Raw genomic sequence first — 17,060 nt, 5'->3', positions numbered from 1 at the left:
TTGCAATGGACACAATGCAGAGTACCTAGCTGAATTCATTTATCGTTTCACTTTTTGATAAGCAGCTATACTCAATAGATGGCTTAGTTATTAAATTAACAATAAGGTAATTAGCTTATGTGTAAATGTGGTTCAATGCAGATCGTACAACTCAAACCAAGTTGGGCTGACAAGCTATTTGGCTACTCAGAAAGATGGAAATGCCAACTTTGTTGTAAGATCTACCGCATCTAAAATTAAAAATAGAATCTTAGTTTTTCTAAGAAAAAGCAGTGGCCCGACAATGATTGTCGGGTTTTGTTTTTCTGAGCATTCATTTTTTGTCCCTTCTCTACAAGACTACTCATCACGGCAAAACCTAGCATCTTAATGTGACTTAGGTATAGAATCAGGCCCACTTATTCTTTCCGATATTCATATATAACTGGTCACTATGAACAAAAGTTTGCTAACGAATGTCCTCGCTATCGCTTTGATGGCTGGAGGTCATCAATTACAAAACGACTATCTTTGGTATGCAGGGCTGTTTGCGTTCTCAGGCGCCATCACCAACTGGCTTGCCATCCATATGCTGTTTGAGAAAGTGCCTGGATTATACGGTTCTGGCGTGATCCCCGCACGATTTGAAGAGTTTAAACTGGCTATCAAAAACCTGATGATGGAACAGTTTTTTACTGAAGCGAACATTGACCGATTCTTGAATAAAGAAATGGCGGGCGGTGTGAACATCGATCTTCAACCAGTAATTGAGAAAGTAGATTTAAATCCAGCATTTGATTCCCTAGTGGAAGTAATTGAAGGCTCTCAGTTTGGTGGCATGCTAGCGATGTTTGGCGGCTCGGAAGCGCTACAACCCATGCGCCAACCTTTCGTCGAAAAGATGCAAGAATCCATCATTGAGTTGAGCAAGAGCGATAACATCAAAGAAGCACTGAAAGAGCAATTCGAATCTCCTGCAATGATGGATGAGATAAAACAGAACATTGAAGGTATCATCGATCAACGTTTAAGCGAATTAACACCGGCATTAGTTAAAGAAATGGTGCAAAAGATGATTAAACAGCACCTTGGCTGGCTAGTCGTTTGGGGCGGTGTTTTTGGTGGTTTAATTGGCGTTATCAGCACCTTTATCGGGGCATAATCGCTCACCGATTTATTAAAAAGGAGCTTCGGCTCCTTTTTTATCTTGAAAAAATAATACGCCAAGTCACGCTCAATAAGGAGGCTCAACACATGCCTCGCCTAACCAAGGAGCTCGGGATTAACACCAAATCCCGTTTTATGTTCTTCTATGACCACTTCACTACGAGTTTGAATCACGCCCGGAAGCGTGCCTAACTTGCTCGACATAAACTCCTGATACGCTTTCATGCTCTTAACACGAACTTTTATCATGGTATCGAAATCTCCAGAGAGCGAGTAGCACTCTTCAATTTCAGGCATCAATTCCACCGCTTTCGCAAACTTTTCAAAAATAGAAAAACTGGTTTGGTCTAAACGAATATGGATGAATACTTGCACATCCAGCCCCAACTTTTCCGCATTCAACTCCGCATGATAACCATTGATATACCCTTCTTTTTCTAGCCGCTTTACACGATCAGAACATGGAGAAGTCGTTAAGTTAATCAGCTTTGCTAGTTCTACAACTGGAATTCTGCCTCTCGAATGAAGCACTCTCAAAATATGTAAATCAATCCGGTCCAATTGATAACTCATTAACCCACTTCCTTGTAACCACTTAGAAAGCATCACATTAATCGTTGCTCAAAAAATTGCAAACCATCAAATGCACAGCATGTGAAATTCAGCAGAGAATAACCAGAAAACAACGAAGGAGGGAAAGAGCTATGATTATTGCCGCTCACTTAGTAACCGTGATATGAAGAGAAAAAGCAACCTAGCGGCTCCCGCGGAGTCGCAAATTTGAAAGCGCATGACACGCCTGTATAGATATGTCGTTCGGGCAACGCCGCCCTATTTAGCCATTAATCATGGCTATCACTCAGAGTTAGAGTGCGGCCGATGTATGCCGTGTAGGATGTGGAACAACCTCTCCAATTGCACGATGATTACAACAACGGCAGTAGTATTGAGGCTCCATCTCGTAATAATGTTCACCTGATACAAATTTCGCCATCAGCTGTGTAAAACTCACCATTTTGCCTGTTAACGAGTCAACAGACTGAGGCTCGCAACGCTTCATAATCACTTTATGTTGCGTTGATTTTCTACAAGCTGCGCAATATATATCCGGCATTTCTCTTCTCCCTACTTTTTCGTCCTACTGACAATTGACATATTTTGTTCAAAATAATTCCACAATTAAAAAGCTCCTTTAATTTTTTGTGCCCTATCTTCAAAAAATTGAACGAAAGTATCAAAAAACTGAGACATTGGTCAGACCTCAACTTTTGTACCATCAATATGAGCAAACGTGCTTATGTGTGTAATAATACGACACATTACACATAAGCAATTGTTCGGGCTTATTATTTAGTAAGGCGCATGACAACTTTACAGCTGGCTAGATCGAGCTTTCGAGACGCCTTGTTATCTTGATTTACCCCGCAAACCAGTTGCTAGCAGCTATAGCCGTCTCATCAAGGAAGAAATGCATGACGATACAACCGACTCTTACTACCGAAAGACTCGTCCTCCGGCCATTCAATATCGATGACTGCCAACAAGTGGCTTTACTCGCTGGAGATAAGCGAATTGCCGACATGACAGCAAACATCCCTCATCCTTATGAGCGACCGATGGCGCAAGCATGGATAGATAGGCACGATCCGATGTATCAGCAGCATCAAGGCGTGGCGTACGCTATTACCTTGCGAAACACTGGTGAGTTACTTGGTGCAGTGAGTTTACCGTGTATCGAAGAGGGCTACGGTACATTAGGCTACTGGGTTGGCGTGCCACATTGGGGGAAAGGCTATGCATTCGAGGCCTCCAAAGCCTTACTCGAATTTGCTCGAATGCACTTTGAGTTAAACGGAATAACCGTGATGCATTTGGTGGACAATCAGCGTTCTAAATCGGTGATCCAAAAACTAAATATCCCTTACATCGGTGACAAAACATTGCGCATGCAAGGCAAAGAACGAAAGGTTTGTGTCTACCAACTCACGTTCGTCGCTTCTGAATAAAGTCGAGGAATATGTCGGATGATTATCCATGAAACTTCACAAAATCTGTCCAAGAACAACCCTTTCTTGCTAGGAACTGTATTGTTGTCGCTGTTCTATTTTTCCTACCTAGCAGACAAGATCGTCGAGTTTGGACTCGTAGCACTCACAATAATAGGATTGAAACTGCTCTCAACGTACTTCACGCGCCGCGCGTTCAATCCTAAAACGCTAGATATCGATGCAAGCACCAACACCTTGAAGTACCGCCAGGGCTCAACGGTTTACTTCCGTCTACCTCTTGATGACATTGTCAAAGTCCAAATACAGAAAGAGCTCCTCTCTAGCAAAAGTTTGATGCTCTACACAGTCAACGACGCTTACCAAGTGCCGAATTCAGACAATTTCGATTCTCTACAGTTAAAGGATTTAATGAAACAACTTGAAGAGAGAATTGATGATCAATCTCGCTAAAACGAAAAGAGAAGACATTCTAGAATGTTGCCAATTTGGTCTCTAAATAGAAAGACAAAAAAGCCAGCAATAACGCTGGCTTTTCTCTGTATTAGTCTTGTGCGACTTTCACGCGAATTTTGCTTTTTTCTACGTTCGTCAAATTCAGTGCTTCAAGAGCAGAAATGGCTTCTGCTTCGTCCGGCATGATGACAAAACCGAAGCCTTTCGACAAACCCGTGTCTTGATCAAGCACTAGCGAACACAGTTCTACTTTGCCGTACGCTGAGAATAATTTGCGGATATCTTGCTCGGTCATGTGACGAGCCAAGTTTCTTACTAAAAGTTTCATAATGAACCTAGTTGGTTTGATAACGGTTCGATTCTCTCAGTTTCTCTCTGGCAAACCAAGTGAATAATATGACGGCGTTGACTAGATCATTCTAAGTACATCTGTTTAAATGATTTTCCGTTCATTTTTCACCCATAGGAGAGTCGGCATGGAAACGAAACGTCTCAAACTCATCCCTGCTTGTTTAGAACGAGCCGAAGAGGCGCATCAAGCTGTCGTTCGCAGCCAAAAGACTCTCGAAGTCTATCTGCCGTGGGTGCCTCATGTGCTGACATTAGAAGCGATGATAGAAGGGACAGAGAAAGCCATCGCAAACTTTGAAAACTTCGAAGAAGAGCTGCGTTACTACATCATTGAAAAGGAAAGCGATCGCTTACTGGGTGCGGTCGGCTTGATGATTCGAGATCCCGACGTACCATCCTTTGAGATAGGTTATTGGTTAGATGATGCTGCCGTTGGCAATGGTTATGTTGCCGAGGCTGTGCTCGAAGTTGAGCGCTATGCGTTTGATGACTTGGGTGCCAAGAGAATCGCAATTCATGCTGATAGCACCAACCAAAAGAGCCGGGCTGTAGCCGAGCGCTGTGGTTATGAGTTCGAAGGAGAGCTCAGAAACGAACGTCTTACCACATCGGGAGAGCTGAGTAACACCGTTATTTACGCCAAAATTCGTCGCGACTAACACTCCAATCTAACCGAGCAATGCTAAGCTTTGATCTCAAGCTACCACCATTAACGTTAATTAAGTTTCAGATAAAACAAAGCCCGCTAAAATAGCGGGCTTTGTGTTCATATACGGGAAGTTACTAGTCTAGTTCAACCAGTTTTTTCTCGAACGACTGGTGTTGGTCTAACACGTCTTGCGCAGCACCACCCGTTGCTTTACTTACCACAATGATGGCAAGCGTAGAGAAGATGATGCCCGGTACGATTTCGTACACATCAAACCAACCGCCAGTTAGCTGCTTCCAAACTACGATAGTGATACCACCAACAAGAATACCTGCTAACGCGCCGTTACGGTTCATACCGCTCCAGTAAAGGCTAAGTACAACCGCAGGACCAAATGCCGCACCAAAACCAGCCCAAGCGTAAGATACAAGACCAAGTACTGAGCTATCAGGCGTCATCGCTAGGAATAGCGCAACAAGCGAAATAACGATAACACCGATACGACCAATCATTACGATTTCTTCAGAAGACGCTTCTGGCTTGAATACTTGCTTGTAGAAATCTTCTGCAAGCGCTGAAGATGAAACAAGGAGCTGTGAGTCAGCGGTACTCATTACCGCCGCTAGGATTGCTGCTAACAACATACCCGCAACGACAGGGTGGAATACTGCGTTAACCAATAGCATGAAGATCTTCTCGCCGTCTTCTAGTTGAGTACCCGGATGACCCGTAACCCAAACCAGACCAACAAGACCAACAAGCATTGCACCAACCATAGATAGTGCCGTCCAAATCACTGCGATACGACGTGCAGTCGTTAGATCTTTGTTTGAACGAGACGCTTTAAAACGCGCTAGGATGTGTGGCTGACCAAAGTAACCAAGGCCCCACGCCGCTAGAGAGATAATGGCAATCGCAGACAATGGTTCGCCTTTCGCGTCATTCCATAGCGTTGCAAGTTCTGGGTTGATGTCATGTAGATCAGAACTTAGCTGACCTAAACCACCGTCCATTACCGCTATAGGAACAATCATTAGCGCAGCCGCCATTAGAAGACCTTGCACTAAGTCAGTCCAAGATACCGCTAGGAAACCACCGAATAGTGTGTAAGAAACGACACACACCGTGCCGATGATAACAGCGTAGGTATAATCTAGACCGAATACCGTCTCAAACAGTTTGCCCCCTGCGACCAAACCTGAGCTGGTGTAGAAAAGGAAAAATAGAAGAATGAAAAACGCAGAGATTGTCTGAATCAGTTTCGACTTATCGTTGAAGCGACGTGACAGGAACTCTGGCAACGTTAGCGCGTCAGTTTGGATACTGTAGGTACGAAGGCGTTTTGCACTGATGAGCCAGTTTGCCCATGTACCAAGAAGTAGACCGCCGGCTAACCAGAAGGCCTCGATACCCGCAGCGTACGCATAGCCAGGCAAGCCTAGCAGCAGCCAACCACTCATGTCTGAAGCACCTGCAGATAATGCAGCAGGCCACGGACCTAGGCTACGGCCACCTAGGAAGTAGTCAGATGAATTGGAAGTCCTCTTATACGCGTAAACGCCAATAGCAACCATAATCAGTAAATACGCCACAAAAGTGGACGTGATAGCAAAGCTATTTTCTATCATTAGATAGTCCTCGTTATAATTATTTCCTTCCTTGCCTGCCCTGATATTTTACCGTCTCAGCAATACATCAGAGTATAAAAAACCAATCTGGACCGGCTCTCAGTCCAGTTACTCCAGATTGGCATTACAAGTCAGGTTAGTGAGTTTCGTTCCCCAACTCGAGTAGAGTTGCGTTACCACCCACCGCGGTAATATTTATCGTTCGAGTGCGCTCAGTAATGAAGCGCAACGAGAGATGAGGATCATGAGCCAATTTCGGTGACTCTAAATCCGTTTCAGAAACTAAGCCGACGATTGCACCGTCACGCTTAGCTAGTTGAAGATTGAGCGCATGCTCAATCTGTGAACGCCCAACATAACCCACACTACGTACATCGCTCTCAAGCAACGGGGCAGACGCATCGTACGCAACAACCTGGACTAAGTTAGATGGGAAGTTTGCCAACGCTACAGCTTGCTTAACCAATTGGTTTAGCTCTGCATTGTCACTGCAAACGACCACACTGTTGCCTGCAATTAAGGCACAGGTGATCATCGCAAAAGCACTGTATAACGCATTATCAGCAGGCTCGATGTTGTTTTCACAAATCACCAAAGCCACACCGCGTCCTGCGGCATACAGTTCGTTAGTTTCCCCTGTAGGGCCAACTAACTGGTGAGTTTTTGCAAGAAGAGCTGATGCTTGTTGCAAGTGGTAAGAAACCACCTTGGCAACGGTAGACTGCTGCCCTTCTAGTGCAGATTTAAATGCCAGAACATGCTCGCATTTGTAATCAAAATCAGTCAGATTCCACTGCTCCCACGCAGAGAATGCATCTTTAAAATAGGTGATCTGATGAACCATAATGCGACTCCTTATGCGTTTTCTGCTTGAGCAAGAAGATGTTGAGTAAAGCGGAATAGGTAGTGTGGACCACCAGCTTTCGGGCCAGTACCCGACAAGCCTTGACCACCAAACGGCTGTACACCAACCACAGCGCCAACTTGGTCTCGGTTGATGTAGCAGTTACCTACTCGAGCATGTTTCTCAATCCAACGGTACGTGGTTTCGTTACGGCTATGGATACCCATCGTCAATCCAAAACCCGTTTTGTTGATCTGCGCAACCACGTTCGGTAATTCAGACGCTTTAAAGCGAACAATGTGCAAGATTGGACCAAATTGTTCTTCTTTCAGCACATCGATGCCCGAGATTTCAAACGCACTTGGTGAGACAAAGTCACCATGCTGGCACGATTCATCCAGCTGTAGCTGAGCGACTTTAGTCTGTGTTTTGCTCATTTGCTCAAGGTGAGCGAGGAGTTTTTGTTTTGCATTGCTGTCGATAACCGGACCAACATCTGTTTTGTGTAGGTAAGGTAAACCAACATGCAGTTCATTCATCGCACCCTGAATCAGGTTGATCATACGGTCTGCTACATCTTCTTGTACAAATAGAACACGAAGGGCAGAACAACGCTGACCAGCAGATGCAAACGCCGAACGAATCACATCACGCACCACTTGCTCTGGCAATGCAGTACTGTCCACAATCATTGCGTTTTGGCCACCTGTTTCCGCAATAAACGGAACTGGTTTCGCGCTGCGCTCCGCGAGCGTAACGTTAATGCGTTGCGCCGTTGCCGTTGAGCCAGTGAATGCCACACCAGCAATAGCATCATGAGAAGTCAGTGCATGACCGATCTCAGCGCCGCGACCAGTAAGTAACTGAATCACACCTGCAGGGAAGCCAGCATCAAGCATTAGTTCAATAGCGCGAGCGGCAATTAAGCTTGTTTGCTCAGCAGGTTTTGCAACCACTGTGTTACCCGCAATCAGTGCTGCCGTCACCTGACCAAGGAAGATAGCCAACGGGAAGTTCCAAGGGCTAATACACACAAACACACCAAGACCTTCACGGCTAGAAATGCGTTTCACACCATCAAAGCCTTCTAGCTCAAATGGCTGTAGGTTTTGCGCTTGTTTCGCGTAATAACGACAGAAATCCACCGCTTCACGAACTTCATCAATGCTATCGTGAATCGTTTTACCCGCTTCTTTGTGACAAATCGCCACCAGCTCAGCCAGGTTTTCTTCCATTAAGTCAGCAAGCTTTTCTAAACAAGCCGCTTTTTGCTCAACAGGAACGGTTTTCCAATCAGAGAAAGCAGTTTGCGCCGCATCAATTGCAGCGGAAACGTGATCAAGAGTTGCAAATGCCACTTTGCCGACTTCAATTCGGCGATCGTATGGTGCGGTGATGATCTCAGCCGCATTTTCCTTGATCATGCTTTCGGCAAAGCGTTCACCATTGATCATCGGGCCTGCAACCCACTGGTTGTCCATGAAGCTTTCGACCTGAGCTTCAAATGGCTTCGCTTCACTGTCGATGTCGATGTTGACGCCATATGAGTTCTTACGCTCAGGGAAAATGTCGGCAGGTAATGGGATCTTGTCGTTGTGTAGCGTGTCAAAACCCGTCAACACATCCACAGGGTGATGGGTCAACTCGTAAATTGGACAACGCGCATCAACTAGACGGTGTACAAACGAGCTGTTCGCACCATTTTCAAGCAGACGACGAACCAAGTACGGAAGAAGATCAGCATGACTACCGACAGGTGCATAAATACGTACTGGCTGACCGTACATTTTCATAACATGGTTATACAGTGAATCACCCATACCATGCAGGCGCTGGAACTCGTATTCTTTGTGCTCCGCCATGACAGCAATTGCCGTCACCGTGTGAGCATTGTGGCTTGCAAATTGTGGGTAGATATTACCGCGAACACCTTCGCTAAGTAGGAAACGAGCACAAGCTAGGTATGCAACGTCCGTCGCTTCTTTGCGAGTGTATACTGGGTAATTTGCATAACCCGCTTGTTGAGACCACTTGATTTCGCTGTCCCAGTACGCGCCTTTAACCAAACGCAGAGGAATAACGTCACCTTGTTCTTTTGCGAGTGCATTTAGCCACACCAAGACTGGTAGCGCACGTTTTGAGTAGGCTTGAATAACCAAACCAAACTTGCCCCAACCCTTCACAAGATCGCTACGGTATACTTTCTCAAATAGCTTCAGGGAAAGCTCAAGGCGATCCGCTTCTTCTGCATCGATTGTGATTGCAACGTCGACTTCAATAGCACGTTTTAGTAGTTGCATTAGTGAGTCATACAACTCTGTCATTACACGTTCTTCATTTGCGACTTCGTAGCGCGGGTGTAATGCAGAAAGCTTGATGGAAATCGAAGGCGCAGGGCTGGTGTCGTTACCGTAAGTCTCGCGACCCACCGCTTCGATCGCCATTAGGTAATCTTTGAAGTACTTGTTCGCGTCCGCTGTCGTTAACGCCGCCTCACCCAACATATCAAACGAGTAGGTGAAACCTTTGTCGCGCATTGGGCGACCGTTCTTCTGCGCTTCTTCTATCGTACGACCACGAACAAACTGGTGACCCATGATCTTCATTGCCTGATACATGGCTTTACGAATCACAGGCTCAGAGAATTTATTTACCAGACGGTTTACAGCCTGACCTGGGCTCTGGGTGCCTTGCTCACCAAGACCAACCACTTTACCTGTTAGCATGAGGCCCCATGTTGATGCGTTAACAAACACAGAGTCAGAGTTCTTCAGGTGAGATTTCCAGTCTGCGACACTCAACTTATCTTTAATCAAAGAATCTGCTGTCGCGGCATCTGGGATGCGCATTAATGCTTCTGCAAGACACATCAGCAAGATACCTTCTTGAGTATCTAAGCTGTATTCCAGCAATAAAGCATCAATCATCTGGATTGACTTCTTATCGGCACGAATGGCTTCGATAAGGTGGGTCGTTTGGGTAGTGATCGCCGATTTTTCATCCTCTGTCGGCGTCGCTAGTGGCAATAGTTGCTCTAGCCATTGAGACTCGTCCACCATATATAATGGCGAGATCAGTGACCACAACTTATCAAGCGGCTGCCCGATAAATTCCGGTGTCAACACGTTCGTAGCTGTAAACATGTGTGTTCCTCAATCTCACTCCTCGAAAACCGCTTCGAGGATTATCAATGGCTGGCAGTGTATTTTGAGGCCGATAAGAATACTTGTCAAAAACTACGACATTTTTGCCAAAAACTCGCTTTTATAACAAAACATCCACATAGTCACATTCAAATAGGTAATATTTTGTGTTGTAAATTTTAATTTTTTCATTGCATTCACAACAAAATATCAAGAATATCAATAAGATTTTTGTGAAGAGCTCGTTCTAAGAGAAAATGTAGGATCAAGTGGCATATCAACCACTGCAAAGAACAGAGAATTTAAAAAAACGAGAGATAGGTCACGTGAATAAAACATAAAAAAACCATGCATAGTGCATGGCTTCATTCTGATTGATGATTATTTGACCTAAAAAAACGCGTTGTTATCCAACTTGTTTTTTATAACGGGAAGGTGATATTCCCTGTAAGCGAGTAAAAGTATGAGTAAAAGTACTCTGGCTTGAGAAGCCAGTAAACTCGGCAATTTGCCCTAAAGAAAGGTGCCCTTGCTCGATTAATTCACGAGCCATGTCGATTCGCTTTCCAAGAACATATTGATGAGGTGTAATCCCCATCTGCTCTTTAAACAAGCAATGGAACTGACTTTCCCCAAGAAACACTCGCCCGGCCAATTGAGCCACACTAATCTTATGACTCAGGTGCTGCTCAATGTAACGATCAATCGCCTCCAAATCAAAGCGCGACTCTTTTCGACTGGTCTCAAATGCCGAGATATGGCGCTGCATTAACGCAATCACAGTGTCGTTACACGCACGACTTAACAGCAGGTCATCCGGATGGTTTCGCATTTCCTGAACCAACATCTGTATCAGCTTCTGAATTTGACTATCTAACTGGAAGTAGACATGGTCTCTCTCCAGGTTATTGATTTTTTGAAGCATTTCGGGATCATCATTTGTCGGTTTGGGCATATTCAGCACCAAAATATCCGATTGATTGATGACGCCACCGAAAGCATGATCAGAGCATGCGGTAACCACACAACCTTGACCAGGGCCGACAAGATTACCTCGCCCGCGCACTTCAAATTCGGCTTGCCCTTTTAAACCAATCACGATCTGCGTATAAGAATGATCGTGGCAATCCATATAAGACGGAAGTGTGATCAGCTCCGCCGGCTTTGGCAGCATAATCTCTTGATATGAAAGGATTTTTTGGTTATCTGAATCACTCATTTTAAACAGTCGTCTTTACACGGTCAGCTTACGTCTTCGCATCATATACCTTCTTTGTTGGGTTGCAACTTTTACCCAACTCAATCGACAAGATCAAATCAGCATGATCAATTTCATTTACATGATCATAGTTCCGGAACGATGATCATGCGAGGTTAATTTACGGTCAGTGAGCAACCAATTTTATTAACAAAAACGGATAGATAGGCAACACCTTACGTATACATAATCAATCAATGTAAAGATCCTTATTACCGAACAATCTGTTATTTTGTAAAACACCGTGCTCCATATTAGATAACTCGTCCCTGAAACGGATCGAAACCCACTCTTAAACTCAACATAGAGGGATTTCCCCCCTTACTAATATGCTTCTGATTCAATACATTAGTTATCGAGCTTTAAGATGCATACGATCTAAAGCTCTCGGTATCTCATTGATACCTCTAACTTACTTAGCAGACCCTCGCTAGGTAATTTAGAACCTCTTCTACACGTCGACAAGATTATATCTTGTGTTGCCAGCCCGTCTTCAGGCTGGCTTTTTTTTTCGCTTCTCAACAATGAAAACAATGGCATAAGCTGATATCATAGCGTTTGTCTCACTGTCCCTCTCATATGCTTAGTTGCTGCTCTTTCGCTCACAAGTGATATGAACGTCAACCACATTACAACTGAGTTGTAGGAAGCATGATCAAGGACGATACGAGTTGTAAGCCGAACATTGGCGGACATCCGTGAGCGCACATATCTGTAATGAAACAGACCATTTTCCCAATTAAACTCTTCGTTCCATTTCGTCGTTGTCTATGACTACCTGACGAAAACATCGAACACCACGAATTTAATTGGATTGAGCGCCAATCAACGAACGTGTTCTAGCAACGTAACTGCCTACTTGGCAACATCAATACGAGCCATGTAACACGGACGTCTCTGTATTGGTAAAAGCAGTATGTAGTGAGTCCTTTTGTGAATATTTCAGTCGATACCATAGAACAATCCCTCCTTAAACAGCTACCAGGTTGTTGGGGATGCAAAGATAAAGATTCGGTATTCCTATACGTAAACCAGGAATACGCAGAACTGTTAGGGCACACGTCGCCCGAGGAGTGCTTGGGTAAAACTGATTTTGATATGGCCAGCCCAACCACTGAATGCGCGCAAGAATTTCAACGCCAAGATAAACACGTTCTCGAAACTGGCGAGTCACTAAAAATTCTGGATATCCACCCTTATCCAGATGGCCGCTGGCGAGCACATATATTTACTAAAACACCGTGGCGAGATGACAAAGGCGACATCGTAGGCACCATTTTCTACGGAAGGGAACTCACCGACACCGCCGTGATTGAAGTCGGGTATTGGGTTTGTCGTGCAATCAGTACCAACCCAAATCAACAATCCATCTTTCGTTTTTCTGACTTACAACCAAAACCAGAGAAGCTCACATGCCGCGAGCAAGAAACGCTTTTCCTCTTGCTCTATGGCAAAAAGCCTCAATTTATCTCTCAGGTCATGGGCATATCAACAAAAACCGTTGAAGGTCACGTCGCACGCTTACGTAATAAGTTTGCAGCGAACAGCAAGAACGAACTAATAGATAAAGCAATGGAAGCAGGCTACGGCTCTGTTGTACCCAAAACGCTGCTTAAGCATCAATTATCGGTTGTGTTGAATGGAGAGCGATAATTCGCATCGCTTCTACCTACAAAAACACCGCCCCAATTCGGCGGTGTTTGTTTATTCATGAGGGACCATAAGCCTATGGCGCTAAACGATCAATGTCCCAACTTCCATCATGCTGGGAGAAAAGAAAACGATCGTGAAGGCGATGTTCGCCACCTTGCCAAAATTCGATGCTCTTTGGTTTTACGCGAAAGCCACCCCAAAAGGTTGGTACTGGTATTTCACCCTTAGCAAACTTCTGTTTTAGCTCTAAAAACTTACCTTCCAACACACCTCTGGCAGAAATACGGCTACTTTGTTTGCTCGCGATTGCGGCCAACTGGCTCTCTTTAGGACGAGAAGTAAAGTATTTCATATTCTCTACGGCGGTAAGCTTTTCAGCCACACCAGTAATATGAACTTGGCGCTCTAACGGATGCCAAGGGAAGTGCAAACTAATATTGCTGTTATGCTCTAGCTGCTGGGCCTTGCGACTGCCTAGGTTGGTGTAAAACACAAAACCATCTTTGTCGACGTTTTTCAATAGAACAATGCGTTGAAACGGCATGCCATTTTCATCAACCGTTGCAACTGTCATCGCAGTCGGGTCCGTTAAACCCGCTTCAACTGCTTGCTCTAGCCACAGATTAAATTGATCAATAGGATCAGCTTTCAAATCTTTACGACGCAGCCCACCTTTGGTGTACTCACGACGAATATCAGCAAGTTCCATCTTTACTCCTTCACTCGTTTTTGTCGATTGTGCTCCCGATACTGAGGAAATACAAGGACATCATTGTGCTTGTTATCGTTGCCGCTCACAGCATCACAGTGCGTCATTTGATACCATGACACAAAAAACCAGTGAGCCGATCGTGAACTTACTCAACCCCAAAGCCCTACGTCATTTTTTACTGCTACTGTGTGCCGTTGGCATTTCAGGGCTTGCGCTTACTCATCATTACGCAACTCAATACCAACATGATCAATGGCAACAAAAGCTAGAGAGACAAGCCGCGCAAGTATCACAAGAAGTGGACTACGAACTGGCAAAGTTTGAACAGATACCAAACCTATTAAGTCACGACCCAAGACTACTCAAAGCAGTCGAGCGCGGAACGCCCTCTCAAGAGCTCAACCTACTGTTATCAGATTGGTTGAAGCAAAGTTTGGCCGATACGATTTACGTTCATGACCGTACCGGGTTAGTCATAGCCTCAAGTAACTTTCAGCAAGAAGATACGTTTGTTGGCTCTAGCTTTAGCTATCGCCCCTATTTTAAAAATGCGCGACGCGGTGAGCCCGCTCAATACGTTGGATTAGGCGTACGCTCGAATAAACGTGGGTACTTCTTCTCATCTCCGCTGTGGGTAAATGAGGAAGTCGTTGGCGTGATCACAGTAAAAGTGAATTTGGAGCAATTAGAACAACGCCTTTCGCAAACCACGACTGACGTACTCATTACAGATAAACACAATGTCGTGTTTATGAGCAATTTACCAGACTGGCGCTATCGTGCACTTTTCCCACTGTCATCGAGTGCAATAAATGAACTTACCGAAACGCGTCAATATGGCGATACCTTACCCGAATATTTTGGTGAGTTAACGGCACACAGTGGTGTCACAGAGTTTGATGACAATCAATTGCTTCTATCACCGAATTACCTCGCATACGCAACACACTTATTGGATAAAGGGTTTCGCGTCGTTGCCTTAATTAACCACAACAGCGTTCTTGCCGCCGTTTTACAGGCCGATATCGTCTTCCTGATCTTATATGCGCTCATTGCTCTAATTGCGTTAGCGTGGTTCCAAACCCTAGTTAACAAAGCACGCCTTGCCCATCTCAATGTGAGCCTAGAAGAAAAAGTAGTGCAACGGACACTAGTTCTGAGTGAAGCCAACCAAAAACTACAACAGACCATCCGCCAATATGAGCAAAGCCAACAAGAGCTTAAACAAACACAACAAGAACTGACACAAGCCGCGAAATTGGCACTGTTGGGCGAGCTATCAGCCAGTATTAACCATGAGATAAATCAGCCACTTTCCGCACTAAGAACCTATACCGAAAACTCGCAGCGTTTGTTGGCAATGGAAAAATACCCAATGGTCGCCGACAATTTGGGCAAAATGCTGACACTCAATGACACCATTTCGGAAGTCATTGCCCGCTTAAAAGTCTTTACTCGGAAAGCCACGCACGATTCACACAATGAAATCTCAGTACTGCACGACGCGGTACATACTGCCACCAGCATTTTGAGCAACAAGCTTATTAAGCAAGGAGTAACACTAAAAGTTCCGGCCATCGACTATGATGTGAAGCTGGCCATTCACAGCGTTGAATTAGAACAAGTGCTGATAAACCTCTTCCACAACGCCGCACAAGCGATGGAAAACCACTGTATCGATCCGCAAATATCCATTGCTGTTCAGTGTCATGATGACAGTTGCGACATTCTTGTTTCCGATAACGGACCAGGGATGTCAGACGAAGCCCTAGCAAAAGTGTTCGACCCATTTTTTACGACTAAGCCGGAGGGTCTTGGATTAGGTTTGACCATCTCCAAGCGGATTATAGAGAGCTATCACGGCTCCCTCTATGCCTATAAACATCAGAACACAGAACAACAAGCAGGAGGGATGACCTTTATCGTGACGCTACCAATAGTCAATCAGAATAAACGTACCCCAGAAGTGGAAAACGACCATGAATAACCCAGTTTTCTTTGTTGATGACGAACCACACATTCGTGATGCCGTGTCTCAAGCCCTGCTGATTGAAGGGATAGACGTCACCTGCTTACCAAACGCAGTAGAAGCCTTACGCGTAATCGACTCAAATACGCCTGCGATTATCATTACCGATATCCATATGCCCGTGATGGATGGCTTGGAGTTTATGCGAACTTTGCGAAGCAAAAACGATCACTTTCAATTCATCGTACTTACTGGACATGGAGATGTGAAAACCGCGGTAGATGCGATGAAAAGCGGCGCGTACGACTTTCTAGAAAAACCGTTTTCAACGGAACAGCTCATGAAATCGCTCAACAATGCCAGCGATAAACTGAACTTGTTGCAAGAAAACATCTGGCTTAAGAAAGAGCTCGACATGCAAACTCATGTTGGTCCGAAAATGATTGGTCACAGTAAGGCCATGGTGAGCATTCGTCGCGCCTTGATCAGTGCGCCTACAAGCCAGCCGCTCATTTTTGTAGGTCAAGATGGTACAGGTCGCCGTCTCGCCGCACAATTTGCCCACGACATACATGCAACACCGGATAGTGAGCTAATCGCCGCTTCTGGTGAAGACCTCTATGAGCTTTCATTAGAAGCGCTCGACAAAGCCATACACCGCTTAAGTGAAGGAAAACGCCACTGCAGTTTGTACTTACATAGCGCAGAGCATGTATCATTTGAGCAATGGGAATACTTGTTCAAGCACCCAAAACTTGAACGTGTTTTTGGCGCGACCACCCAAGCCGAGCCGCCTCTAAAATCCCTGGCGACTCTAATTCACTTACCAACGCTCGATGAAAGAAAGGAAGATATAGGGCCTTTATACAAGCACTTTGTGCGCCACACCGCGAGCCGATATCAGTTACAGCCACCACATATCAGCCTAGAAGAAGTCAAACACCTCACCAGTCTCGAATGGCCAGAAAACGTTAAGCAGCTACGCCAATTTGCTGAACTTCGTGCCCTCAAGCCAGATACTTTTAGAATGGAAGATTGGAATAGTGAGAAAAGTCTTGAAATTCAGAGTATGACTCAGCGCACAGAATACTTTGAATACTGCTTGTTATTCGATGCATTGCAAAGACATCGCGGCAGACTCAAAGAGGTTCAACTAGAATTACAGGTATCACGCAAAACCTTGTACGACAAACTAAAAAAACATCAGTTGGATAAAGCCAAGTTCAAGGCGTAATAGCTATACTC

15 protein-coding genes are annotated in these 17,060 nt (G+C 44.9%); 7 read left to right on the top strand and 8 right to left on the bottom strand.

The window, feature by feature from the left end; translation table 11 throughout:
• Positions 1–433: 433 nt before the first annotated feature.
• The gene (locus tag R7P69_RS00715; protein ID WP_005383549.1) at positions 434–1,141 is read left to right on the top strand and encodes a DUF445 domain-containing protein; all 708 of its coding nucleotides are present in this window, start codon (positions 434–436) and stop codon (positions 1,139–1,141) included.
• Between the two features lie 101 nt (positions 1,142–1,242).
• Here R7P69_RS00715 and R7P69_RS00710 read toward each other — a convergent pair whose 3' ends face one another.
• Positions 1,243–1,719 carry an Lrp/AsnC family transcriptional regulator gene (locus R7P69_RS00710; protein ID WP_005374595.1) on the bottom strand — a complete coding sequence of 159 codons (477 nt, stop codon included), beginning with the start codon at positions 1,717–1,719 and terminating at the stop codon, positions 1,243–1,245.
• Positions 1,720–2,011: 292 nt separating this feature from the next.
• A complete protein-coding gene (locus tag R7P69_RS00705; protein WP_005374593.1) occupies positions 2,012–2,260 on the bottom strand; it encodes a hypothetical protein in 249 nt (82 codons plus the stop codon).
• Positions 2,261–2,618: 358 nt separating this feature from the next.
• Here R7P69_RS00705 and R7P69_RS00700 point away from each other — a divergent pair, with 358 nt between their 5' ends.
• Both R7P69_RS00700 and R7P69_RS00695 read left to right on the top strand, forming a co-directional pair.
• Entirely contained in the window at positions 2,619–3,152 is a 534-nt protein-coding gene (locus R7P69_RS00700; protein WP_054575373.1) for a GNAT family N-acetyltransferase, read from the top strand.
• 18 nt (positions 3,153–3,170) lie between these two features.
• Positions 3,171–3,605 carry a hypothetical protein gene (locus R7P69_RS00695; RefSeq protein WP_186585570.1) on the top strand — a complete coding sequence of 145 codons (435 nt, stop codon included), beginning with the start codon at positions 3,171–3,173 and terminating at the stop codon, positions 3,603–3,605.
• A gap of 91 nt (positions 3,606–3,696) precedes the next feature.
• Here R7P69_RS00695 and R7P69_RS00690 read toward each other — a convergent pair whose 3' ends face one another.
• Positions 3,697–3,936: an RNA recognition motif domain-containing protein gene (locus R7P69_RS00690; RefSeq protein WP_005374587.1), complete on the bottom strand. Its 240-nt coding sequence runs from the start codon at positions 3,934–3,936 to the stop codon at positions 3,697–3,699.
• A gap of 148 nt (positions 3,937–4,084) precedes the next feature.
• Between R7P69_RS00690 and R7P69_RS00685 the strand changes: the two genes are divergently transcribed.
• Complete coding sequence (locus R7P69_RS00685) at positions 4,085–4,618, top strand: GNAT family N-acetyltransferase (RefSeq protein ID WP_053350135.1); 534 nt, start codon at positions 4,085–4,087, stop codon at positions 4,616–4,618.
• A gap of 124 nt (positions 4,619–4,742) precedes the next feature.
• Here the strand turns inward: R7P69_RS00685 and putP are convergent, their stop codons facing one another.
• The 4 genes from putP to R7P69_RS00665 all read right to left on the bottom strand — a co-directional run bounded on the left by putP (position 4,743) and on the right by R7P69_RS00665 (position 11,442).
• Entirely contained in the window at positions 4,743–6,236 is a 1,494-nt protein-coding gene (putP, locus tag R7P69_RS00680) for a sodium/proline symporter PutP (RefSeq protein WP_005374582.1), read from the bottom strand.
• Between the two features lie 136 nt (positions 6,237–6,372).
• Positions 6,373–7,080 (bottom strand): 1-pyrroline-5-carboxylate dehydrogenase, encoded by a 708-nt coding sequence (locus tag R7P69_RS00675; protein WP_186585569.1) that lies wholly within the window; start codon positions 7,078–7,080, stop codon positions 6,373–6,375.
• 11 nt (positions 7,081–7,091) lie between these two features.
• Positions 7,092–10,223 carry a bifunctional proline dehydrogenase/L-glutamate gamma-semialdehyde dehydrogenase PutA gene (gene putA / locus R7P69_RS00670; protein ID WP_158173300.1) on the bottom strand — a complete coding sequence of 1,044 codons (3,132 nt, stop codon included), beginning with the start codon at positions 10,221–10,223 and terminating at the stop codon, positions 7,092–7,094.
• Positions 10,224–10,629: 406 nt separating this feature from the next.
• Complete coding sequence (locus R7P69_RS00665; protein WP_025768702.1) at positions 10,630–11,442, bottom strand: AraC family transcriptional regulator; 813 nt, start codon at positions 11,440–11,442, stop codon at positions 10,630–10,632.
• 972 nt (positions 11,443–12,414) lie between these two features.
• Between R7P69_RS00665 and R7P69_RS00660 the strand changes: the two genes are divergently transcribed.
• Positions 12,415–13,134, top strand: a complete 720-nt coding sequence (locus R7P69_RS00660) for a PAS domain-containing protein (protein WP_017820063.1) — start codon at positions 12,415–12,417, stop codon at positions 13,132–13,134.
• Between the two features lie 73 nt (positions 13,135–13,207).
• Here the strand turns inward: R7P69_RS00660 and pdxH are convergent, their stop codons facing one another.
• Positions 13,208–13,843, bottom strand: coding sequence for a pyridoxamine 5'-phosphate oxidase (gene pdxH / locus R7P69_RS00655; RefSeq protein WP_005374570.1), 636 nt, complete (start codon positions 13,841–13,843; stop codon positions 13,208–13,210).
• Between the two features lie 115 nt (positions 13,844–13,958).
• Between pdxH and R7P69_RS00650 the strand changes: the two genes are divergently transcribed.
• Positions 13,959–15,833 (top strand): ATP-binding protein, encoded by a 1,875-nt coding sequence (locus R7P69_RS00650; protein WP_238952380.1) that lies wholly within the window; start codon positions 13,959–13,961, stop codon positions 15,831–15,833.
• Positions 15,826–17,049 (top strand): sigma-54-dependent transcriptional regulator, encoded by a 1,224-nt coding sequence (locus R7P69_RS00645; protein ID WP_005383565.1) that lies wholly within the window; start codon positions 15,826–15,828, stop codon positions 17,047–17,049. Before R7P69_RS00650 ends, R7P69_RS00645 begins: the two co-directional genes overlap by 8 nt.
• Positions 17,050–17,060: the final 11 nt, after the last annotated feature.

This window comes from Vibrio sp. 661, from assembly GCF_033339315.1.
In the GTDB taxonomy this organism is placed as follows: domain Bacteria; phylum Pseudomonadota; class Gammaproteobacteria; order Enterobacterales; family Vibrionaceae; genus Vibrio; species Vibrio alginolyticus.
The sequence above is the reverse complement of the archived record's forward strand: the minus strand, read 5'-3'. Positions and strand labels throughout refer to the sequence as shown.